General features: G+C 70.1%; 19 protein-coding genes and 1 pseudogene. 12 read left to right on the top strand and 8 right to left on the bottom strand.

All coding sequences use genetic code 11. The annotated features are described in order from the left end of the window. Positions 1-40 precede the first annotated feature (40 nt). Positions 41-4633 carry a glycohydrolase toxin TNT-related protein gene (locus ATK30_RS47095; RefSeq protein ID WP_341867345.1) on the bottom strand — a complete coding sequence of 1531 codons (4593 nt, stop codon included), beginning with the start codon at positions 4631-4633 and terminating at the stop codon, positions 41-43. A 265-nt stretch (positions 4634-4898) separates the two neighbouring features. Between ATK30_RS47095 and ATK30_RS13615 the strand changes: the two genes are divergently transcribed. Beyond that, on the top strand, positions 4899-5753 hold the full coding sequence (locus ATK30_RS13615) for a bifunctional methylenetetrahydrofolate dehydrogenase/methenyltetrahydrofolate cyclohydrolase (protein ID WP_037356515.1): 855 nt from the start codon (positions 4899-4901) through the stop codon (positions 5751-5753). Next, the gene (locus ATK30_RS13610) at positions 5753-6064 is read left to right on the top strand and encodes a DUF3017 domain-containing protein (RefSeq protein WP_101435924.1); all 312 of its coding nucleotides are present in this window, start codon (positions 5753-5755) and stop codon (positions 6062-6064) included. The genes ATK30_RS13615 and ATK30_RS13610 overlap by 1 nt, the downstream gene beginning before the upstream one ends. A 7-nt stretch (positions 6065-6071) precedes the next feature. Here ATK30_RS13610 and ATK30_RS13605 read toward each other — a convergent pair whose 3' ends face one another. Together ATK30_RS13605 and ATK30_RS13600 are read right to left on the bottom strand one after the other, a co-directional pair. Further along, positions 6072-7250: an MFS transporter gene (locus ATK30_RS13605; protein WP_101435923.1), complete on the bottom strand. Its 1179-nt coding sequence runs from the start codon at positions 7248-7250 to the stop codon at positions 6072-6074. A 185-nt stretch (positions 7251-7435) separates the two neighbouring features. Then, complete coding sequence (locus tag ATK30_RS13600) at positions 7436-7759, bottom strand: ArsR/SmtB family transcription factor (RefSeq protein WP_101435922.1); 324 nt, start codon at positions 7757-7759, stop codon at positions 7436-7438. 106 nt (positions 7760-7865) lie between these two features. On the opposite strand from ATK30_RS13600, the gene ATK30_RS13595 reads away from it, so the two are divergent. Both ATK30_RS13595 and ATK30_RS13590 read left to right on the top strand, forming a co-directional pair. After that, positions 7866-9056, top strand: coding sequence for an MFS transporter (locus tag ATK30_RS13595; protein ID WP_101435921.1), 1191 nt, complete (start codon positions 7866-7868; stop codon positions 9054-9056). 13 nt (positions 9057-9069) lie between these two features. Next, positions 9070-9714 (top strand): spermine/spermidine synthase domain-containing protein, encoded by a 645-nt coding sequence (locus ATK30_RS13590; RefSeq protein ID WP_101435920.1) that lies wholly within the window; start codon positions 9070-9072, stop codon positions 9712-9714. A gap of 1 nt (position 9715) precedes the next feature. Here ATK30_RS13590 and ATK30_RS13585 read toward each other — a convergent pair whose 3' ends face one another. Both ATK30_RS13585 and ATK30_RS13580 read right to left on the bottom strand, forming a co-directional pair. Further along, a complete protein-coding gene (locus ATK30_RS13585; protein WP_101435919.1) occupies positions 9716-10297 on the bottom strand; it encodes an HhH-GPD-type base excision DNA repair protein in 582 nt (193 codons plus the stop codon). A gap of 27 nt (positions 10298-10324) precedes the next feature. Continuing rightward, positions 10325-11086, bottom strand: a complete 762-nt coding sequence (locus ATK30_RS13580; RefSeq protein ID WP_101435918.1) for an AraC family transcriptional regulator — start codon at positions 11084-11086, stop codon at positions 10325-10327. Between the two features lie 50 nt (positions 11087-11136). Between ATK30_RS13580 and ATK30_RS13575 the strand changes: the two genes are divergently transcribed. Both ATK30_RS13575 and ATK30_RS13570 read left to right on the top strand, forming a co-directional pair. After that, complete coding sequence (locus ATK30_RS13575) at positions 11137-11550, top strand: DUF2000 domain-containing protein (RefSeq protein WP_101440809.1); 414 nt, start codon at positions 11137-11139, stop codon at positions 11548-11550. Positions 11551-11628: 78 nt separating this feature from the next. Further along, on the top strand, positions 11629-12123 hold the full coding sequence (locus ATK30_RS13570) for a hypothetical protein (protein WP_101435917.1): 495 nt from the start codon (positions 11629-11631) through the stop codon (positions 12121-12123). On the opposite strand, the gene ATK30_RS13565 is transcribed toward ATK30_RS13570, so the two are convergent. Together ATK30_RS13565 and ATK30_RS13560 are read right to left on the bottom strand one after the other, a co-directional pair. Further along, a complete protein-coding gene (locus ATK30_RS13565; protein WP_101435916.1) occupies positions 12120-12719 on the bottom strand; it encodes a class I SAM-dependent methyltransferase in 600 nt (199 codons plus the stop codon). The genes ATK30_RS13570 and ATK30_RS13565 overlap by 4 nt on opposite strands. Positions 12720-12748: 29 nt before the next feature. After that, positions 12749-13114, bottom strand: coding sequence for a DUF2203 domain-containing protein (locus tag ATK30_RS13560; protein WP_101435915.1), 366 nt, complete (start codon positions 13112-13114; stop codon positions 12749-12751). A 541-nt stretch (positions 13115-13655) separates the two neighbouring features. Between ATK30_RS13560 and ATK30_RS13555 the strand changes: the two genes are divergently transcribed. After that, a complete protein-coding gene (locus ATK30_RS13555; protein ID WP_101435914.1) occupies positions 13656-14879 on the top strand; it encodes an NADP-dependent isocitrate dehydrogenase in 1224 nt (407 codons plus the stop codon). A 218-nt stretch (positions 14880-15097) separates the two neighbouring features. Continuing rightward, on the top strand, positions 15098-15379 hold the full coding sequence (locus ATK30_RS13550) for an SH3 domain-containing protein (RefSeq protein WP_183124582.1): 282 nt from the start codon (positions 15098-15100) through the stop codon (positions 15377-15379). 614 nt (positions 15380-15993) lie between these two features. Here the strand turns inward: ATK30_RS13550 and ATK30_RS13545 are convergent. Then, positions 15994-16724: pseudogene (locus tag ATK30_RS13545) on the bottom strand (MBL fold metallo-hydrolase). 65 nt (positions 16725-16789) lie between these two features. Here ATK30_RS13545 and ATK30_RS13540 point away from each other — a divergent pair. The 4 genes from ATK30_RS13540 (at position 16790) to ATK30_RS13525 (ending at position 20950) form a co-directional block, all read left to right on the top strand. Then, complete coding sequence (locus ATK30_RS13540) at positions 16790-17605, top strand: exodeoxyribonuclease III (protein WP_101435912.1); 816 nt, start codon at positions 16790-16792, stop codon at positions 17603-17605. A 517-nt stretch (positions 17606-18122) separates the two neighbouring features. After that, positions 18123-18410, top strand: coding sequence for a hypothetical protein (locus ATK30_RS46140; RefSeq protein WP_341867344.1), 288 nt, complete (start codon positions 18123-18125; stop codon positions 18408-18410). A gap of 219 nt (positions 18411-18629) precedes the next feature. Then, positions 18630-19649 (top strand): tryptophan--tRNA ligase, encoded by a 1020-nt coding sequence (trpS, locus tag ATK30_RS13530; RefSeq protein ID WP_101435910.1) that lies wholly within the window; start codon positions 18630-18632, stop codon positions 19647-19649. A gap of 44 nt (positions 19650-19693) precedes the next feature. Beyond that, positions 19694-20950 (top strand): hypothetical protein, encoded by a 1257-nt coding sequence (locus ATK30_RS13525; protein ID WP_101435909.1) that lies wholly within the window; start codon positions 19694-19696, stop codon positions 20948-20950. The last annotated feature ends 21 nt before the right edge of the window (positions 20951-20971 follow it).

Raw genomic sequence — 20971 nt, 5'->3', positions numbered from 1 at the left:
AAGGGGCGAAGCCCGCTGGCCCCGCCCCTTTTCCGCGTCCTCAGTCGATCGGCGGCTCGCCCGGGTCGAGTTCGATCAGGTCGCCCTCGGCGAGCAGTTCTTCGATGCTCGCCGGAAGCAGGTACGCCGACCCGCCGCCCGGCTGGTTGAACCACGGGATCGCGACCCCGGCCAGGGTTTCGAGCGGCCGCTGCACCCGGTACACGTGGTACGGCCGGTTCACCCACTCCGGCACCAGCGAACGCTCCTCGAACGGGGTGCCCGCCGCGTAGGTCAGGTTGCCGTTCGGGCCGCCGAAGCGGTCCAGCTCGCTGCCCGCGGGCAGTTCGCGCAGTTCCTTGCCGCGGAACAGGGTCAGCGGCGGCTCCCCGGACAGCGGCGCGATCGGCCACTGCCCGCTGCCGCCGGTTCCGTTGGCGCGCACCGGTTCCTCGCGCCGGGCCGGCGGTTCCCGCCGCGGCGGCGGGCTGACCGGCGGGGCGACCTGGGTGGGCGGTGCGCTGACCGGCGAGGCGACCTGCGTCGGCGGGGCACCGACCGGATGAGCCACCTGGGTCGGTGGGCTCACCGGTGCCGAGACCTGCGTCGGCGGGGCAGGCGGCGGGGTCTGCCGGGACGGTGGTTCGTCGTCGGCCAGCAGCTGATCGGCAGGCGTGAACGCGGTCTGCTCCTGCGGCGGCACGTTCTCGCGCGGCCGGACCGGGAACGAGCCCGTCGCGACCTCGGGCGACAACGTCGCCACCACCGGCGGCTTCGGCGCGTTCGCGACTGGCTGCGCAGCCGGCGCGGGGGCTTCCGCCGCGACGTACCCGTCGGGGTGCAGCAGCACCTTGCCGAGCATGAACGCCGCGGCGTCCTCCGCGTCGCCGAACACCGCCGGGTTGATCAGCTCGCCGTCGTACCAGCCGACGCGCCAGCCTTCGCCCACCTGCTCGACGCTCCATCCGCGTTCGGTGGGGCCGCCGAGCCGGTACGCGGCCTCAGGCACGTTCAGCTCGTCGAGCTTCGCCTGAAGGTCGGTCAGCTCCGGCTGGACAGGCTGTTCCCGCCGGGCGACCGGAGCCGGTTCGGCCTGCTCCCGTGCCGCGCGCCGCCCGCCGGACGGCGGGGGCACCGGCATCTCCGGCACCGGAAGGCCGCCGGGGATCTCGGACCCCGGCATGATCATCGCGGTGGGCGGGCCCGCGTCGTACTCGGCCGCGCGGCGGTTGTCGTCCTCGTACCCACTGGAGTGCGTGAACAGTTCGGCACGCTGCTCGTCGTCGTCGCGGGACGGTTCGTTGCCGTGCGTGAAGAGCACCGGCTCCTCGGCGTCGACCGGCTGGTGAACGTCGGTGTCGTCCTCGTCGGCGTCCGCGTGGCCCGGACCGGTGCCGTTGCGGCCGGAGACCAGGTCGTGGTGGACGTCGGTGTGGTCGTCGTCGTCGTAATGGCCTTCGTCGTGGCGGTCGTACTGCGCGTCGTCGAAGTCCTGCTCGAACGGCGGCTCCGCGGGACGCTCCGGCGCGGTGCCGTGGCGACCCTCGGCCTCCTTCTGGCGACCCCGGTCGTGCGCGGCGGCAAGACCCGCCGCGGCCAACCCGCCAGCCGCGGCGACCCCGGCGGCAGCCGCGCCGACGTGACTGCCGTGCTCGTTCGCTGGTTCGGCCTGGCCCTCGGGTTCGGCCCCGCGCCGTCCGCCGTCCTCGGCGTTCAGCGGCACGTCTTCCCGGCGGCTGTCGTCCGCTTCGGCGTCCGGCTGGGCTCGCCGACGGCCACCTTCCTGATCGCCAGCGCGGACGTCGTCCGGTGCCGCGCTGCGACGGCCCGCGTCCGGCTCGGCGTTGTGCCGGTGCGGGGCGGCGGGTTCGTCGGCGGAGCTGTCCGCGCCGATGAGCCCGTCGGCACCGATGAGGCCATCCGCGCCGACCAGCCCGTCCTCCGCGTTCGGGGCAGCGGGCTGCTCGAACGCGCCGACGCCGGGGATCTTGCTCTCGTGTGCGTCGAGGTGGTCGTCGTACCCGTGGTCGTCGTCGTAGTCGGCCGCCGCGTCGCGGCTGCGGGCGTCGGCGTGGTGCGCGGGCGCGTCGTAACCCGCTTCGGCATGGCCGTGCTGACCAGTGGTTTCGTCGTATCCGTGCGGCTCGGCGTAAGCCTCGTGGGATGCGGCGTCCTCGTACCCGTGCTGGTCGGAGTAACCGCTCTCGTCGTACGGCTCGGCGTCGTATCCGCGGGCGTCGTGCGGTGCGGATTCGTCGTACTCGCCGTGGGGCGCGCGGTAGCCGCCGTCGTGGCCAGGCTCTTCGTAACCGTCGTCGTGCTGGTCGTAGTGCTCGCCGTGGCCTTGCTGGCCTTCGCCGCGGTCTTGCCGGTCGTAGTCCTCCGCGTGGCCGTGCTGGTCGTAACCGGCGGCATGACCGTGCTGGTCGGCGTCGGGGTGACCTTGCTGTTCGTAGCCAGCGTCGTGGTGGCCGGGGTCGGCGTAACCGACGGCGTCGTGGGCTCGGTCGTCGTAGCCGGACGCGTCGGGGTGCTCGTCGGAGCCGGGTGCGGCGTGAGCGTGGCTCGCGGCGGCTCCCACTGCGCCCGCGACTCCCGCCGCTCCTGCCGCGGCAGCGGCGACGCCCAGGCCGTGTGCCCCGCCGGGGCTGTCCGGGCCGGACACTCGCGTGCCCTGCGGAGCGCTAGGCGCGCCTGGCCCGCCTGCGGCACCCGGAGCGCCCTGCTGCGGACCAGGCCGGTCGCGCCGGTCCGAACCGCCGTGGGCTGGCGCATTGGGCTCGAAGTGATCCTCCGAGCCGCTGTGTGCGCCGCGATCGTCGAAGCCGGGTTCGTCCGTTGCGCCGGGCTCGCCGAATTCGTCGGCTGAGTGGAAGTTGTCGGGACTGTCCGGTCGGCCAGCCGCGCTGGGCCTGCCGGAACCGGGGCTGTCGAATTCGTTGGCCGGGTGGAAGTTGTCGGGACCGTCGGGTCGGCCAGCTGCGCTGGGCCTGCCGGAACCGGGGCTGTCGAATTCGTCGGCAGGGCCGCGCCGGTCGGGAGCGGGGCCGCCTGGGCCGCCGGTCGCGCCGGGCCTGCGGGAGCCGGGGGCGCCGAACTCGTTTGCCGAGTCGAAACCGTCGGGGCCAGGACCGTTCGGCCCACCGGCTGTGCCGGGCCTGGCGAATTCGTCGGCTGGGCGGAAGTCGTCGGGATTGCCCGGTCCGCTGGGCTGGCTGGGCCCGTGGGACCCGCCTGCCGCGCCGAGCGCGGCTGCTCCGAGACCTGCCGCGCCGAGTCCGGCCGCGGCTGCGCCGACTCCGGCTGCGCCAGAGCCGCCAGGCCTTCCGGAACCGGGTCCGTCAGCGCCGGGGCGGCCGGAACCAGGTCCGTTGGCGTCGAACTCGCCACCAGGGCCGCCCGAACGAGGCCCGTTGCCGTCGAATTCGCCGCCGGGGCCGCCCGGGGCACCGGGTCCGCCGGGTCCGGCGATGCCGTTCGGTCCGCCAGCGCCCGGTCCGCCCGGCGCACCGGGACCACCGGCGCTGCCCGCGCCGCCAGGACCACCCGGAGCTCCAGGACCACCGGGACCACCGGGACCACCAGCCGAACCCGGTCCGCCAGGGCCACCGGCACCAGGGCCGCCAGGACCACCCGCGGCAGGGCCACCGGCGCCAGGTCCGCCCGGGCCAGGAGCACCGGCACCGGGACCACCGGGACCACCAGCCCCGGGACCACCGGCGTTAGGCCCACCGCCAGCAGGACCACCAGCACCCGGTCCGCCTGCGCCAGGACCACCGGCGCCAGGACCGCCCCCGGGAGCGGGTCGCTGCTGCGGGGTCTGGCTTCCACGGGTCAGATACGCCGCCGCCCCCTGCAGGGTCAGGTCGTCCACCTGCGGAAGCTGGAAGCCATTCGCCCGGATGTGCTCGATCAGGTCCGCTTCCGGCGAGACGCCGTACGTGCGAAGGTAGAAGTTCACCGCGGCAGGCCAGATCCAGTGGCCGTCGCTGTGGAAGGCGACCGGGACCGTCGCTTCGGGGGTCTGCGCGAGCCGGTCGATGTCGTAGCCGCGGTCCTGGACCACGACGGGTGCGTGGTCGAGGTAGTCCAGCAGCCGGTCCTGCTCGTCGACGTCCAGGTCAGGACGGTTGATGACCGGGCGGCCGGCAGGACCGATGGTGTCGAAGATCCGTGCGATGCGGAAGTGCGGTCCGGGCTGTTCCGGGCCGAGGCCGGACATCCGGCGGATCAGCCACTCCGGCACGTTCTCCTCGGTGCGCGGGAACATGCGCAGCTCGTCGGAGTACGCCTGCGGCGGCGGGGCGAGGTGCCACGCCGGCTCGTCGCGGTTGTACTCGAGGTTGTAGCTGGAGGGGTGGTCCAGCTGGTAGCGCGCGTTGAACCACGTGCCGCGGCCGTCGCGGTACATGCCTGCGCGGAGCCTCCCGAAGAGGGTCGCGATGTCGTGCGTCGCGATCCATTCCTGCGTGGAGCCGTCCTCGAGCACGATCTCGCCGGTCAGCTCGTGGTACCTGCCGACGGCTCGGTACTCCGCGGAGACTTTGCGCCAGTCGCGGGGGGCGGCGCGAAGCAGGGCCAGTCCGATCTGCTTGACCAGAGTGTCCTGCTCCGTCGCGTTCAGCTGCGTCGTCGGTTGTGCCACAGAGAACATTTTGACTGTTCGCGCGCACGAACGCACCCCGCATAGGGCTTTTGCCACCCTCGGGCCGGTGGACGAGCGCGCTGACCTCGGCGGACGCGATATGGCACGGGTCACACGCCCGGGTGGGTGATGCGGTGGAGCGTCTCCAGTTTAAGACCCGGGACGGCTGATTCGACGTAAGACGCGCGGGCCGATCGGGTGGTGTCGCGGGCACACAGAGTGCAGAACCCACTCCTGACCGGCAGCCTCCGGCGGCTCTGCGACAATGGCCGCCGTGACGGCGAAGATTCTCGACGGCAAGGCCACGAAGAACGCCATTTTCGCAGAGCTGCGCCCGAGGGTGGCCGCGCTCGCGGAGAAGGGGATCACCCCTGGGCTGGGCACGGTGCTGGTCGGCGACGACCCCGGTTCCCACTCCTACGTGAAGATGAAGCACGCGGACAGCGCGAAGATCGGCGTCAACTCGATCCGCCGCGACCTGCCCGCGGACATCTCGCAGGAGAAGCTCGAGGCCGTCATCGACGAGCTGAACGCCGATCCGGCCTGCCACGGCTACCTCGTCCAGCTGCCGCTGCCGAAGCACCTCGACGCGAACCGCGTCCTGGAGCGCATCGACCCGGAGAAGGACGCCGACGGCCTCGCGCCGATCAGCCTCGGCCGGCTCGTGCTCGGCGAACCAGGCGCGCTGCCGTGCACCCCGTACGGGATCATCGAGCTGCTCAAGCGGCACGGCGTCGAGCTGAACGGCGCGCAGGTCACCGTCGTCGGCCGCGGCATCACCGTCGGCCGCACGCTCGGCTTGCTGCTCACCCGGCGCAGCGAAAACTCCACCGTCACGCTCTGCCACACCGGCACCCGTGACCTCGCCGCCGAAGTGCGCCGCGCGGACATCGTGATCGCCGCGGCGGGCGTGCCGGGGATCATCAAACCGGACATGGTCAAACCCGGTGCCGCAGTGCTGGACGTCGGCGTTTCGCACGTCGACGGCAAGCTCACCGGCGACGTCGACCCGGCGGTCGCCGAGGTGGCCGGCTGGCTGTCGCCGAACCCCGGCGGCGTGGGCCCGATGACGCGGGCGATGCTGGTGACCAACGTGGTCGAGGCTGCGGAACGCGCGGCCGCGCGCTGATGGCGATGACCGGGCAACGGCACCGCGGCGATCGCCCCTGGCTCGTTCACGCGCCGTTCGCGGTGATCCTGCTGCTGCTGGCCGCGGCCGTGGTGCGCGCTGTCCAGTACCACTGGCGCGAGGGCGCGGTGCTGGTCGGCGTGGCCCTGTTCGTGGCCGGGGTGCTGCGCGCGGTGCTGCCGGAGGAGCGCGCCGGGCTGCTCGCGATTCGCGGCAAGGCCGTCGACATCCTCACCTACGGCGCGTTGTGCGCCGCGGTGCTCTACATCTCGCTGACGATCGTCGGCGGACCGTTCGACGCCTCCTCCTGAGCAGCCGTCAGGACGCGAGCGCGAGTTCCTTCTGGACCCGTGCCTCGCGCCGGTCCAGCAATCCGGACACCGCGGCGATCGACACGCCGAGCACGGCCAGCAGCGCGCCGACCCAGTTCGGGGCCAGCAGACCGAGGCCGCCCGCGATGACCAGGCCGCCGAGGTACGCGCCGATCGAGTTGGCGATGTTGAACGCCGACTGCACCGCGGCCGAGACCAGCGACGGCGTGCCGCCCGCCTTCTCCATGATCCGCGCCTGCATCATCGGGCCGATCATGAAGCCCGCGACGCCCACGAAGAAGATCGTGACAGCCGCGCCGACCTTGCCCTGCGCGGTCACGGTGAAGATCGCGAGCACGGTGGCCAGCGCGAGCAGCGCGACGTACAGGCTCGGCATCAGTGCCTTGTCCGCGAGCCGTCCGCCGAGGTAGTTGCCGATCGTCATGCCGACCCCGGCCAGCGAAAGCAGCACCGTGACGTTGGCGGGCGAGTATCCGGCGACGTCGGTCAGCATCGGCGCGATGTAGGACATGCAGGCGAACACGCCGCCGAGACCGAACATCACGATCGCCAGCGCCAGCCACACCTGCGGGCGGCGGAACGCGCCGAGTTCGCCGCGGATCGACGGGTCGGCCGGGCGGCCCTGGTGCGGCACCAGTTTCGCGATCGCGGCGATCGCGAGCAGGCCGATCACCGCGACGACGCCGAACGTCGCGCGCCAGCCGACCTGCTGACCGAGCAGCGTGCCGAGCGGAACGCCGATGACGTTCGCCAGCGTCAGTCCCATGAACATCATCGACACGGCCTTCGCGCGCTGGCCCGGCTGCGCGAGGCTGGACGCGACGACCGCGCCCGCGCCGAAGAACGCGCCGTGCGGCAGGCCGGCGAGGAACCGGAACGCGATGCCGAAGTCCTGGTTCGGCGAGAGCGCGAACAGCGCGTTGCCGACCGTGAACAGGCCCATCATCGCCAGCAGCATGGTTTTGCGCGGCAACCGGACGGCCAGCGCGGTGAGCAGCGGCGCGCCGATCACCACGCCGAGCGCGTAGGCGGAGATGAAGTAGCCCGCGGACGGGATGTCGATGTGGAAGTCCGCGGCGGTCAGAGGCAGCACACCCATCATCACGAACTCGGTGGTCCCGATGCCGAAGGCACCGACGGCGAGCGCGAGCAACGCGACGGGCACGGCTCTCCCTTCCTCAAGAAATCGATTGCTCAGCGCCTGGCCAGCAGGCTTCTGAAGCGCTTTAGAACGAGGGCAAAAAACTAGACAGCCCCGACGTCGTCGTGCTGTCTCGCTCTAGTTGAACCGATGGAGGGCGGGCTTGTCATCCCGGTATTCGGGTGAGGACCGCCACGTAGTGCGACCGCTCAGCGCGGCGCGGCCAGCACGCCGTCGAGCAGGCCGGGGAAGAGTGCGTCGAGATCGTTGCGGCGCAACGAGTTGTACCGGGTCGTGCCTTCCTGGCGGCCGGCGATCACTCCGGCCTGGCGCAGGGTCGCGAGGTGATGGCTGAGTGTGGACTTGGTCACCGGCACCTCGAAACCGTTGCACGAGATCTCGGTTTCGGAGTTCGCCAGCTGCCGGACCATCGCCAGCCGCACCGGGTCGGCCAGCGCGCGGAGCACTGCTTCGACGGTGATCTCGTCGCGCTCGGGGTAGGCGAGCGGAGGGAGGGAGGCGTGAGCGGGCATGCGTCCATAGTACGACGGTTCTCGAATTTGTCGGTGGGTGCGTGTACGGTCATCATCGAACTACGACGTTCGTCGAACTATCCGTTCAGGTCTCATTGGGGGACTCATGTCCAGCGTCTCGTCCTCGGCGGCGGCCCGGAACTCGGTGCTCGCGTTCGGGGCCTTCGGCGTCGGCACCAGCGGCTACATCGTGGCCGGGTTGTTGCCGGCGCTGACCTCTGAGCTGCACATCTCCGCGACGGCCGCGGCGCAGCTCGTCACGTCGTTCGCCATCGCGTACGCGGTGGGCTCGCCGTTGTTCGCCGCCGCCACCGGCCGGTGGGAGCGGCGCACGCTGCTGGTCGCCGCCCTCGCGGTGGCCGCGGTCGGGAACGTCTTCGCGGCCGTCGCGCCGGGGTACACCACGCTGCTGATCGCACGGGTCGTCACGGCGGTCGGGGCTGCCGTCTACACCCCGGCTGCCACCGCCGTCGCCGCTGAACTGACCACGCCGGAACGTCGCGGGCGAGCCGTTTCCCTGGTATTCGGCGGGCTCACCATCGCACTGATCTTCGGCGTGCCGCTCGGCAGCGTGATCTCCCAGCAGTTCGGCTACGAGGGCGCGTTCCTGTTCGTCGGCATCCTCTCGCTGCTCGGCGCGATCGGCGTGCAGGTCGCGTTGCCGAAGGTCGCTCCGCCGCCAGTCGTCGGGCTCGCCGAGCGGTTCGCGGTGGCGCGGGACAAGCGGGTGGTCGCGTTGCTCGTCACCACGACGCTCGCTTGCCTGGCCGCGTTCATGGTCTACACGCTGGTGTCGCCGGTCCTGTCCGCTACGGCCGGTGTCTCCGGCGGAACGATCACGGTGCTGCTCTTCTGCTACGGCATCGGCGGCGCGATCGGCAACTTCGCCGGGGGCCGTGCGGCGGACAAGTGGGGACCACGCAAGCCGCTGCTGATCATCCTCGTCGGGTTCACCGTCGTGATGGTGCTGCTGCCGTTCACCGCGACGACCGTCGTCGGGGCCGGGATCACGCTGTTCGTGTGGGGCTTGGCGAACTGGTCGTTCAGCCCGCCGCTGCAGCACCGGCTCATCGAATTGTCGCCGGGGCACGCCGGTCTCGCGCTGTCGCTCAACGCGTCGGCGATCTACCTCGGCGTCGGGCTGTCCGGCGTCGTCGGCGGTGCGGTGCTGACCTCGGCCGGACCGACCGTCCTGCCGGAGGTCGCCGCGGTCCTCGCCGCCGCGGCGATGCTCGTGGTCTTGTTCTTCTGGGGCGCGCGCAAGCGGGTTGAGGTCCGCGAGGAGGTCGCGGTCTGAGAAGCTGCCGGACGTGGCGGAGGTACTGGAAACCGTGCCCGGGCACGGGGGCGAACTGGTGCTGCGGCGCGACGGCACCGAGTTCGAGGTGATCGAAAACGGCGTGTTCCTGATGGACACCCGCAATGGCGAGTCGGAACGGCTGCTCGTGACCGGAGCGGCCGACCGGCTCGCGCCCGGCGCGCGGATGCTGATCGGCGGCCTCGGCGTCGGGTTCTCGCTGCGTGCCGCGCTGGATCACCGTGCGGTCGGTTCCGTGGTGGTCGTGGAGCGCGAGCCAGCGGTGATCGCCTGGAACCGGACTGGTCCGCTGCGTGAAGTCCACGGCGCGGCCTTGGACGATCCGCGAGTGACGGTGGTCGAGGCGGATCTGCTGGAGTGGCTGCGGACGACGAGCGAGACGTTCGACGCGCTGTGCCTGGACATCGACAACGGTCCAGAGTGGACGGTCACCGAAGGGAATGCCTCGCTGTACGCGGCTTCCGGTCTGGAGCGATTGTCGCAACTGCTGCGTCCGGGCGGGGTGCTGGCGGTGTGGAGCGCGGGCGCGGCACCGGGGTTCACGGCTCGGTTGCGGGAGCGGTTCGCCGAGGTGGACGTGGTGGAGATTCCGGTGCCGCGCGGAGAACCGGACGTGGTGTGGTTCGCGCGAGGCTGAGTCAGTTCGCCTTGGCGGCGGCCTTCGCGGCCTTCTTGAACGCGCGCACCTCGCCGAGCGTCTTGGCGTCCGTCACGTCCGCGATGGACCGACGCGAGCCGCGGTCGCCGTAGGCACCGGCGGCTTCTCGCCAGCCCTTCGGGGCCACTCCGCGCTGTTTGCCCAGCAGCGCCAGGAAGATCTTCGCCTTCTGCTCGCCGAAACCGGGCAGTGCCTTGAGCCGCTTCAGCACTTCCTGGCCGTCCGGTTTGGGGCGTCCGTCGAGCCAGATGCCCTCGGTGCGGCCGTCGTAGTTCTCGATGATGTGCAGCGCGAGCGCGTGCACCCGGCGCGCCATCGAGCCGCCGTAGCGGTGGATGGCCGGCGGCACCACGCACATCTCGACGAACTTGTCGACGTCCGTCGCGGCGATCTTGCGCAGGTCGAAGCCGTCCATCCGGTCGGCGATCTTCCGCGGGCCCGCGAAGGCGTGCTCCATCGGGTACTGCTGGTCCAGGAGCATGCCGGTGAGCAGGGCGAACGGGTCGTCGTTGAGCAGCTTGTCGGCCGCCGGGTCGCCGGTCAGGTGCAGTTCGCGCAGCATGGGGCCATCTTCGCACAAACCGCCCGGTCAGCCGCGTGCGAAGCGGGCCGGGGTGGTGCCGAGGTAGCGGCGGAAGTGCCGGGTCAGGTGCGCCTGGTCGGTGAACCCCGCCGTGGTCGCGACGGCGGCGGGCGGGGTGCCGTCGAGCAGGAGGCGGCGGGCGTGGTCGACGCGGCGGCCGGTGACGTACCGGTGCGGCGGCAGTCCGAAGCGGCGGCCGAAGGCGCGGACCAGGTGGACGGGGTGCGCACCCAGTACCTCGGAGGCGTCGGCCAGAGTCAGGGAATCGGGGAGGCGCTCGTCCAGGAGGTCGCGCAGGTCGTCGGCCAGGCCGCGGTCGGGCGGCGTGCTCGTCGGGCGGCCGAAGTGGCTACGGAGTCGCTGGGCGACCAGCGCGAGGCGGCTTTCGGCTTCCAGCGGTTCGGCGAGCGACTGGTGCAGCTGGTGGATCCTGGTGCGCAGCAATGGATCCGCCAGGCTCGGCTGGTCGACGGCGGCCCCGATCAGGTCTTCGCCGAGGACGTCGGCGTCGAGGTAGAGCACGCGCTTGCGGAAGCCGTAGCTGGTCGCGGCGCGCCCATCGTGTGCGACGTTCGGCGGCAGCAGCGTGACAGCGGTGCCTAGCGCGCCGTGATGATGGCGGTCGAGGTCGTAGCTGATGGCACCGTCGTCGACGATCAGCAGCGTCCAGGTGTCGTGCGTGTGCGCGGGGTAGGCGTGGTCGGTGAACCGGGCATGGAACGCCTCGGCGATTCCGGGCACCGAAGGACGCCAGGCCGACACCGTCATGTTCAAAACGTACAAGACCCGTGCGCGGCGCCGAGCCGATGCTGTCGCGCATGAACCGATTCGACACGAAGATCGCCGTGCTGCTGCGGGACGACTTGGCCTCGTGGCAACGGCTGAACGTCACGGCGTTCCTGGTGAGCGGCGTGGCCCACACGACGCCCGAGTTGATCGGCGAGCCCTACCTCGACGCCGACGACACCGAGTACCTGCCGATGTTCCGCCAGCCGGTACTCGTGTTCTCCGGCTCCGCCGAGACGCTCGCGCTGGCGCACAGCCGCGCGCTCACGCGGGGTCTGCGGTTCTCGATCTTCACCGATGAACTGTTCCAGACCGGCAATGACGTCGACAATCGCGCGGCGGTGCGGGCGGTGCCGAGGGAGAAACTGGCGTTGGCGGGGATGGCTGTGCACGGGCCGAAGAACGCGGTGGACAAGATCCTCAAGGGCGCTCGGCTGCACGACTGAACGGGGGGTTTTCGCCGCAGGGCCAGGAATCCTGCCGAGATCGGAAGCAGCCCAGGGGAGGGAAATCATGCGGAAACCTTGGCGGTCGTCGCTGCCGCGGGTATCGCGTTCGGCACCGCATCGGTCGCGCACGCGGACCCGACGGTCGGGTTCGGCTACACCTCGGACGAAGGCGCATATCCGTTTGAAGGCAGTGCTTCGTGGACCGCCGACGCGGTCACGGCATGGGAGTACGGCGGCGCGGTGAAGGTGGACGCCGAGTCGCCCGACGGCTGGGATTGGGCCCGGCGGGAACTCAGCGCGCCTGCCGGACAGCAGCTGCACGAGGGGACTTACTCGAACGCCGCTGTCCGGCAGCAGAACTCGCCCCAGCTCGCGACGCCCGGCTTCATCGCGTTTCGCGGAACCCGGGCGGGCGGCACGGGTGCCTGCGCCGCCCCAGGAGCGACGGCCGACTACACCGTTTCCCGCCTGACCCGCGCGGCCGACGGAGCGGTGACCGACCTCGACGTCACCTTTGTCCTGCGCTGCTCCGCCGCAGTGACCCGCGGCGAAGCGCACTTCCACCGTTAAGCCTCCGCGAACACCGCGAAAACCTGCCGTACCCGGTCGCCCTGATCGAGCGTCACGTGCTGTGCCTTCGCCGAGCTGAACCCGGCGTCGGTGGCCAGCGCGGCGGCTTCGTCGAGGGTGCCCGGGATGCGCAGGTCTCGCGGGATCACCTCGGCGAACTTGCCGCCCGGCTTGAAGCGTTCCGACGACACCACGCTGAACGCCAGCTTGCCGCCCGGACGCAGCACTCGCCGCCAGTCGGTCAAGGCGCTCGGGCCGAGGAAGTGCAGTGCGGACGCGCAGACGACCGCGTCGGCTTCGCCGTCTCCGATCGGCAGCGGGACCGCGGACCCGACGTGCCAGGTGATGCGGCCGGACGGGTCGCGGTCGGCGGCCTTGGCTCGGGCGATCTCGATCATCGCGGGGGAGAGGTCGATCGCGAACACCGCGGCCGGTTCCAGCCGCAGTGCCGCGAAGGCCGCGGCGCCGGTGCCCGCGGCGACATCGACCAGCAGGCCGGGCTTCTGGGGGAGGCCGCTGATCAGCTGCTCGGCCACATACGGGTGGAAGGTGTCCTCGTCGTATCCCGCCGCGTCGGCGTCGAAAAGTGTGCTCACCCAGCCACCGTAGTGCGCTTGACCAGTGATTATTCGGGCAAGCGGCGACGGCCGGCGAAACCGAGGTCGGCCCGGTGGTACCAGGACAGTTCGCGGTCGCCTTCGAGCCAGCAGAGCAGCACGTCGTCGCCGTCGAGCGAGGCCGGGAAGTCCACCAGCAGCGGGGCGAACCCCTTCAGCTCCGCCCCGGTCGCCTGGATCGCGGTCATCAGGTCGTCCAGCCGCGCCTGCGCGGCCTTCCACTCCGGCAGGCCGCCGAGGCTCGTGTCCCGCCCGCCCGGACGCAGGGACGCGGCGAGTTCGGCGGCGTCGGCGCGGACCCGGATCAGCTCGGCGAGCACGGGAAGCAGCCGGGCGAGTTCGGCGCGGGCCTCGGCTACGGTGAACAATCCCATCTGCAAATAGTCTCACCGGGCCGGCACCGCGCTGCCGCTACCTGCGCTGTCGCGCTAGCGTCGCCGCGAGGCCCGTGCCGACCAGCAGGAATCCGGCGCCGAGGAACCAGCCGCCCGCCGAATCCGGCCGCCAGCTCGTCGCCCGGCAACAGGCGCAGCAGGTCGATTCCCGTCCGCGGCGACACGAGCGTGGCCGCCCCGGGCAGCACGCCCCAGGGCACCCCGCCGACGATCGGCCAGGCCGACGACCAAGCGCCGAGCGCGGCTGTCCGTCGCTGATTGGGCGAGGCAGGGCGTGGGGTACGACAGGACGGTGACCTCCCAGGCGGTGGTTGCGCGATGGGATGATCGCCGGACTCGTCCGGTTCCCCCACGGCCGGGCGGGCCGGACAGCGCCCGGTCGGAAGGCCGGGTCAAGGGTGGTAGAGACTTGATTCCGACCACTTCTGGAACCATCCAGCTCTGTTAAGCAGTACGCTTGTACCGCTATCGGAGAGCGAAGAAGCGAACGCGAAGATCCGCGGAAGGAGCACCGCTGCTCATGGCCAAGATCAAGGTCCAGGGCACCGTTGTCGAACTCGACGGCGACGAGATGACCCGCATTATCTGGCAGTTCATCAAGGACAAGCTGATCCACCCGTACCTGGACGTCAACCTGGACTACTACGACCTGGGCATCGAGGAGCGGGACCGCACCGACGACCAGATCACCGTCGACGCCGCCAACGCCATCAAGCAGCACGGCGTCGGCGTCAAATGCGCCACGATCACGCCCGACGAGGCGCGCGTGGAGGAGTTCGGCCTCAAGAAGATGTGGGTGTCCCCGAACGGCACCATCCGCAACATCCTCGGCGGCGTGATCTTCCGCGAGCCGATCGTCATGCGCAACGTGCCCCGGCTGGTACCCGGCTGGACCAAGCCGATCATCATCGGCCGCCACGCGCACGGCGACCAGTACAAGGCCACCAACTTCAAGGTCCCCGGCCCGGGCACCCTGACGATGACCTACACCCCCGAAGACGGCTCCGAGCCGATGGAGTTCCAGGTCGCGAACTTCCCCGAGGGCGGCGGCGTCGCGATGGGGATGTTCAACTTCCGCAAGTCGATCGAGGACTTCGCGCGCGCGTCGCTGCAGTACGGCCTCGACCGCGAGTACCCGGTCTACCTGTCGACCAAGAACACGATCCTCAAGGCCTACGACGGCATGTTCAAGGACGTGTTCCAGGAGATCTTCGAGACCGAGTTCAAGGCCGACTTCGACGCCAAGGGCATCACCTACGAGCACCGGCTGATCGACGACATGGTCGCCGCGTCGCTCAAGTGGGAGGGCGGCTACGTCTGGGCGTGCAAGAACTACGACGGCGACGTCCAGTCCGACACCGTCGCGCAGGGCTTCGGTTCGCTCGGCCTGATGACCTCGGTGCTGCGCACGCCGGACGGCAAGACGGTCGAGGCCGAGGCCGCGCACGGCACGGTCACCCGGCACTACCGCCAGCACCAGCAGGGCAAGCCGACCTCCACGAACCCGATCGCCTCGATCTACGCGTGGACCCGGGGCCTCGAGCACCGCGGCAAGCTGGACGGCAACTCCGAGCTGATCGGCTTCGCGAACAAGCTGGAGCAGGTCGTCGTCGACACCGTCGAGGGCGGCAAGATGACCAAGGACCTCGCGCTGCTGGTCGGCAAGGACCAGGAATGGCAGACGACCGAGGAGTTCCTCGCGACGCTGGACGAGAACCTGGCCAAGAAGATCGCGCAGGGCTGATCTTTCTTTAGCCGTTTAAGAGAAGGGCACCTCGGAGGAGTCTTCCGAGGTGCCCTTCTTTTTTGTCACTCTTCGTGTTGTGCTGATGACTGGATTGGCACCTCCGGGTGGAATGGGAGCGAGAACCTGTTCGGGCACGGGCGGACTGCCTACTCTGGACAAGGGGTTTTCGCGACTGAGGAGCGGCCGTGATTCTGGGTTTGCCCAAGAAGACACTGATGATTATCGGAGTCGTCGCGGCGGTTGTGGTCATCTACGCGCTCGGTCAGAAAGGCCAGGCCGACGCGCAGGGATCCCCGACCGGCTGCAAGGTCTCGGTGACCGCGGACGTGCTCAACGCGCGGGAAACCGCGGCGGGGAACGGCAAAGTCGTCGGGAAGTACTTGCGCGGCGCGGAATTCGACGCACAACCCGTGGTGCAGAACGGGTTCCGGAAGATCGCCGACGGCAAGTGGGTCGCGGACAGCTTCGTGACGCCGGTGTCCGGGGCCAAGTGCTGAGTCCGGTGAGTACGGGAACCTGGCTGAGGGTTTCTCGGCAGTGCGCTGGTCTCGTTCTGCCGACCAGCCCTGTGCGCGATGCCAGGGTCCTCATAGACTTCCGTGGGAGCGAGTCATGCGGGCCTGGCTCGTTCCAGTCGGTGCTCCGGCCGTGGCCGCCATCGCGAACGGCGAACCCGCAGCACATCGCGCTGCTGAGAAAACCTCACTGTGGCGCGGAGCGTTCGGGCTGCTGGCCTTGCCGGGCTTGGGTTCGGGTGGCCGCACTGAGGCCCTGAGCGTTCGGTTGCGGTGCGGTCGGTCTGCGCGGAGTGGCATGCCGGGCTTGGGTTCGCGTGGGGACCTGAACGTGGACCGGGCACGTTCGGATGGGTGTGCATTAGCTCGCGCGATTAGTCGCAGCTTCGTCTCGTGGGGTGGGACGGCCTCGGTTGTCCAACCCGGAATTCGCCCGGTCGGTTGAACCGATGCCGCCGTACGGATCGGGATGCTCGCGATTGCCGGAAGCTTTTACGACACCTACCCCCGATTCGGTTTGCTCTTTGCGCTGGGTGGTGTCGGGGCTAAAGCGTTCAGCGTGAACATTGATCGCGTTTGAGGCGCCGAAAGCGCGATTATGCGTGATTCAGCATGAGTCCTTCTTCCGCGGCGAGCACTTCCCCGGAGAACTCGGTGCGAGCTTCGGCCACCGAAACTGCTCGATCGGAACCCGGCCAGAAATGCGTGAGCAGCAACGTCGCGACATTCGCCGAGGCGGCGAGCTGTCCTGCTTCCGCGGCGGTCATCAGGTGACGGGGGCTGTCTGGTGGCGCGCCTTGCAGGGTGGCTTCGCAGATGAGGACGTCGGCGTCGCGGGCCAGGTCGGTCAGTTGCGGAGCGGGACCGGTGTCGCCGGTGTAGGCGAGGGTGTACCGGGAGTGGTGAACCGGACTCCGTAATTCGGCACGTGGTGCGGCAGGAGCGCGGCGGCGAGCCGGAACGGGCCGAGGTCGGTCTCCGGGCCGAGGTCGTGGAGGTCGAAGATCTCGGCGGGGGCCGGGTTGGGCTCCATCGCGGCGAGCCGGCGCACGGTGCCGCGGGTGCAGTGCATCGGGAGCTTGCGGTCGGTGGTGTAGTGCCGGGCTCGGCCGAGTGCGCTGACGTCCGCGAGGTGATCGGGATGCTCGTGCGTCACGACGATCGCGTCGAGCCGGTCGGCGGGGACGTGCCGGAAGAGCTGCGGGGCGGCTCCGTAACCGAGGTCGAGCGCGACGTGGAAGTCCTCGTGGGACAGGAGGAATCCGGCGCAGGCGCGACCGGCTTCCGGCCAGGCGCCGCAGCTGCCGAGGACGGTCAAGCGAGGCATGGCGGCCATTCTGGTCCTCGCCGGACCCGGCCGTGCCCGGAAAATTGTCGGACCCGGCGGGTAGCGTGCGCGGGGTGCTGATCGTCTCCACTGTCAATGTCAATGGCCTTCGGGCCGCCGTCAAGAAGGGCTTCGTCGAGTGGCTGGCCGCCACTGAGGCGGATGTCGTCGCGTGCCAGGAAGTGCGGGCCGAGGCCGCGCAGCTGCCCGCGTCCGTCGTCGCGCCGGAGGGATGGTTCGCCGCGCACGCGCCCTCGGCCGCGAAGGGGCGCAACGGGGTTTCCCTGTACAGCCGCGTCGAACCGGACGAGGTGCGGACCGGGTTCGGCGAGCCCGAGTTCGAGGACAGCGGGCGGTACCTGGAAATGCACCTGCCCGGCGTGGTGGTGGCGAGCCTGTACCTGCCGAGCGGCGACGTCGGCACAGAGCGCCAGGACGAGAAGGAACGCTTCATGGCCGCGTTCCTGCCGTATCTGGTCGAGTTGCGCGCGAAGGCGGCCGCGGAAGGCCGGGAGGTCGTCGTGGTGGGCGACTGGAACATCGCGTACGACACCGTCGACCTCAAGAACTGGCGCGGCAACCAGAAGAACTCCGGCTTCCTGCCGGAGGAGCGCGAGTGGATGGGCCGGGTCTACGAGGCGGGCTACTCCGACGTCCAGCGCCGGCTCGACCCCGAGGGGCCGGGCCCGTACACGTGGTGGTCCTACCGGGGCAAGGCGTTCGACAACGACTCAGGCTGGCGCATCGACTGCCAGCTGGCGACGCCCGGCCTCGCGGAGAAGGTGAAGTCGGTGGTGGTCGAACGGGCGGAGTCCTACGACCAGCGCTGGTCGGACCACGCGCCGGTCACCGCGACGTACGACGTGCCGTTCCCGGGCTGAGCCGGGTTGTCCTGCTGGTGACGAGTGGATGAATAACCTGCTGTGGGTAGTTCTGGTCTGTTCTGAGGGGTGATTCCGTCCGGTTTCGCCGGGGTTGAGCACACTGTGCGTGGTCCCGCGGAGGGCGCACGGCGCTGACCACCGACGACGCCGAGAGGGCAGGGGTGCCCTCGGTTACTCCCCGAGTGGGCGCTAGCCTCGGCGTCCGAGTTGATCAGATCCGACAGGTCTTGACACGCTCGGTAGTTTTCTGACCAGTAGCACGACGAGAACTCATCCGTACGGGTGAGACGCTCGCTCAGACAGTCACCTCGCGGGAGGCACTCCGGTGCGCAACCCAGGCCGGTTCGTGACACGGTCCACGCTGGCTCTTGGCCGTCCAGCGCTGCGCTCGTCCGTCACCCCATCGGGGGTGTCCGCGACGAGGGCGGCCGAACGGACTCCGGCTCGCGACGGTCGCGGTGCTGTGGCGGCCGGCTCCCGCCGTTCCCTGGCGCCGGCGGGGCGGGTCCTGGCGGTGCTGGCGACGATCCTGATCGCGGTCGTCGGAACGGGCGCGACGGCGTTCGCCGACAACGGGGTCGTCCAAGCGGAGACGACGTCGACCGGTTTCGGGATGCTCGGGCCGGTCGGGTTGGTCGCGGTGGGCTTCGGCGTCATCGGGATGGCGCTGGGCGTCGTCCGGCAGCGACGCAAGGCGCGCGCGAAGGAGATCGAGGCAGTGGCCGCGGCAGGTGCTCTGGACGAGGAGCCGACCCGGCCGCTGGAACCGGTCCCGGCCGCACTGAACCTGCGGCAGTCCTAGTCAGCCTGGCGGGTTCTCCGGCAGTCGAGATCTCCCGGGCGCGGGGCGTCAGTCCGCTGTGCAGTTCCTGACTCCTTTCCTCTGGCCGCCTGCGCTTGAACTCCTTCCCGCAGGCAGATACCCGGGCGGAGCGCGCCGAAACGTCCCGTCTGCCCGTCCGGGCCGCGAACCGCCGGGCCCGCGGCAGCGCCTCCTGTCCAGCCTGAAAGAATCTCGGGCGTGTCTGACGAACAGAACGGTCGCCTGCGGGTGCTTTCCGGGATTCAGCCCACTGCCGACTCCTTCCACCTCGGCAACTACCTCGGCGCCCTGCGCCAGTGGGTGCGGCTGCAGGACACCCACGAGACCTTCTACTGCGTCGTCGACCTGCACGCGATCACCGTCGAGCAGGACCCCAAGGTGCTGCTGGAGCGGACGCGGCGTTCGGCCGCGCAGCTGCTCGCCATCGGGGTCGACCCGGCCCGCAGCGCGCTGTTCGTGCAGAGCCACGTGCCCGAGCACGCTCAGCTGAGCTGGGTCCTCGAATGCCAGACCGGCTTCGGCGAGGCCGGGCGGATGACCCAGTTCAAGGACAAGGCCGCCAAGCAGGGCAGCGACCACGCGAGCGTCGGCCTGTTCACCTACCCGGTGCTGATGGCCGCGGACATCCTGCTCTACCAGACGAACGCGGTGCCGGTCGGCGAGGACCAGCGGCAGCACCTCGAGCTGACCCGCAACCTCGCGCAGCGGTTCAACAGCCGGTTCGGCAAGACGTTCGTGATGCCGGAGCCCTTCATCGTCAAGGACACCGCGAAGATCTACGACCTGCAGGAACCGACGGCGAAGATGAGCAAGTCGGCGGCGACCGGCAACGGCCTCATCGAACTGCTCGAGGACCCGAAGCGCTCGGCGAAGAAGATCCGTTCCGCGGTCACCGACACCGGCCGCGAGGTCCGGTTCGACCGCGAGGAGAAGGCGGGCGTCTCCAACCTGCTCACGATCTACTCCGCGCTGACCGACTGCACCGTCGCCGACCTCGAAACCGCCTACGAGGGCAAGGGCTACGGCGATCTCAAGAAGGACCTCGCCGAGGTGCTCGTCGACTGGGTCACGCCGCTGCAGGAACGCGTTCAGTCCTATTTGGACGATGTTGCCGAGCTGGACCGGATCCTCGCCGCGGGGGCGCACCAGGCGCGCGAGGTCGCCGCCAAGACGCTCGCATCGGTTTACGAGCGGATCGGGTTCCTGCCCGCCGGCTGAGCGGGCGCACATCACGAAAATCCTGTGGGGGGGGGAGCACAACCGTGAAACTGAAGACTGGTTTGTGGCCGATCGGCGTCGCGACGCTGGTGCTGGTCGCGTCGTGCAGCGGAATGTCCGGATCGGGCAGCGAGAAGGCGAAGGACCCGAACGGCGACGGCCAGACCGTGCAACGGCCGGGTTATGCGAACTCGCAGTACCCGGACCCCGCTCCGATCAAGGAACAAGCGAACCCGCAAGCGGTGCAGATCGGCGGCAAGCCGGTGATCCAGGCCTGCAACGTGCTCACCGTCGCGGACCTTTCCGCGCTCGGGATCCAGATCGACTCGCGGCCGGACGCGAACGGGGCCGCCTTCGAGCGCCGCTACCTGGTTGGCGACGGTTCGGGACCGCTGCGGTCGTCCGAACTCACCTACGCCCAGGCGCTGACCTCGGGCGTGAACCACTGTGTGTACACCCTGCAAGACAACCAGGGCAACCAGACGCACGAGGAGCTGGCGGTCGCGGTGTCCCAGCCGGCGTACGTGCCGACCGTGGACACCAAGCCCTACCTCGACGACGGGGATCCCAGCCTGACTGTCGGCCCGGTGAAGGTCTTCTCGAAGCGCCGTAAGACGGACAGCCCGTCGGACGCTTCCGGGGACGCCGTGCTGGTTCTGGGAGACACGCTGGTCGACTTCGACTTCGAGCTGAAAGCGGACAAGAACGCCGCGAAGCTGCAGGACCTCGGCAAGAAGATCGCGGAGAACTTCGCGAAGCAGGTGAACTCTCCGGCCGGGGCGAACATCATCGGCTACGACAGCGCGGCGTTCCCGAAATCGGTCGCGCAGCCCTGCCCGATGCTCACGCCGGACGCGGTGACCCCGGCGATCGGCACGGACGCTTCGCCGATGGTTGCCGAATCGCCGGGCACCGCGGTCGGCGACATGATCATGGCCAACAGCACCCAGCACAATTACGTGCAGATCGACTGCGAACGCGGCACCGGGCACGACAACGGCATCGACCGGCGCGCGCTGCACCTGACCGCGCTCAGCTTCCTCAGCGACGACGCGGCGAAGGGCTATGTCGCGTCCGCGCCGAACGACGGCCAGTCCGTGCCCGCGCAGGTCGGAGACGAGGCGCAGGTGCGCAGCAAGGGCGAGACCAACGGCGAGGTGCTGTTCCGCAAGGGCCGCTTCGTGTTCAAGCTCTACCTGGCCGACCACAGCGCCGCTCCGAACGGCATCAGCGGGGCGGACGCGACCCGGCTGCTGGTGCCCGCCGCGCAGAAGATGATCTCCGCCTTCCACGAGCAGTAACCGTTCGGCGACGCTCGCGTT

Source organism: Amycolatopsis echigonensis (genome assembly GCF_002846615.1).
Classification (GTDB): domain Bacteria; phylum Actinomycetota; class Actinomycetes; order Mycobacteriales; family Pseudonocardiaceae; genus Amycolatopsis; species Amycolatopsis echigonensis.
Note: the sequence above shows the minus strand (reverse complement) of the source record. Positions and strands in the feature narration are given on the sequence as shown.

What these genes read in the sequence shown, in the direction of transcription:
- ATK30_RS47095 (WP_341867345.1), bottom strand. Translation starts at nt 4,633, where the DNA reads ATGTTCTCTGTGGCACAACCGACGACGCAGCTGAACGCGACGGAGCAG.
- ATK30_RS13610 (WP_101435924.1), top strand. Translation starts at nt 5,753, where the DNA reads ATGGCGATGACCGGGCAACGGCACCGCGGCGATCGCCCCTGGCTCGTT.
- ATK30_RS13600 (WP_101435922.1), bottom strand. Translation starts at nt 7,759, where the DNA reads ATGCCCGCTCACGCCTCCCTCCCTCCGCTCGCCTACCCCGAGCGCGAC.
- ATK30_RS13595 (WP_101435921.1), top strand. Translation starts at nt 7,866, where the DNA reads ATGTCCAGCGTCTCGTCCTCGGCGGCGGCCCGGAACTCGGTGCTCGCG.
- ATK30_RS13585 (WP_101435919.1), bottom strand. Translation starts at nt 10,297, where the DNA reads ATGCTGCGCGAACTGCACCTGACCGGCGACCCGGCGGCCGACAAGCTG.
- ATK30_RS13580 (WP_101435918.1), bottom strand. Translation starts at nt 11,086, where the DNA reads ATGACGGTGTCGGCCTGGCGTCCTTCGGTGCCCGGAATCGCCGAGGCG.
- ATK30_RS13575 (WP_101440809.1), top strand. Translation starts at nt 11,137, where the DNA reads ATGAACCGATTCGACACGAAGATCGCCGTGCTGCTGCGGGACGACTTG.
- ATK30_RS13560 (WP_101435915.1), bottom strand. Translation starts at nt 13,114, where the DNA reads ATGGGATTGTTCACCGTAGCCGAGGCCCGCGCCGAACTCGCCCGGCTG.
- ATK30_RS13555 (WP_101435914.1), top strand. Translation starts at nt 13,656, where the DNA reads ATGGCCAAGATCAAGGTCCAGGGCACCGTTGTCGAACTCGACGGCGAC.
- ATK30_RS13550 (WP_183124582.1), top strand. Translation starts at nt 15,098, where the DNA reads ATGATTATCGGAGTCGTCGCGGCGGTTGTGGTCATCTACGCGCTCGGT.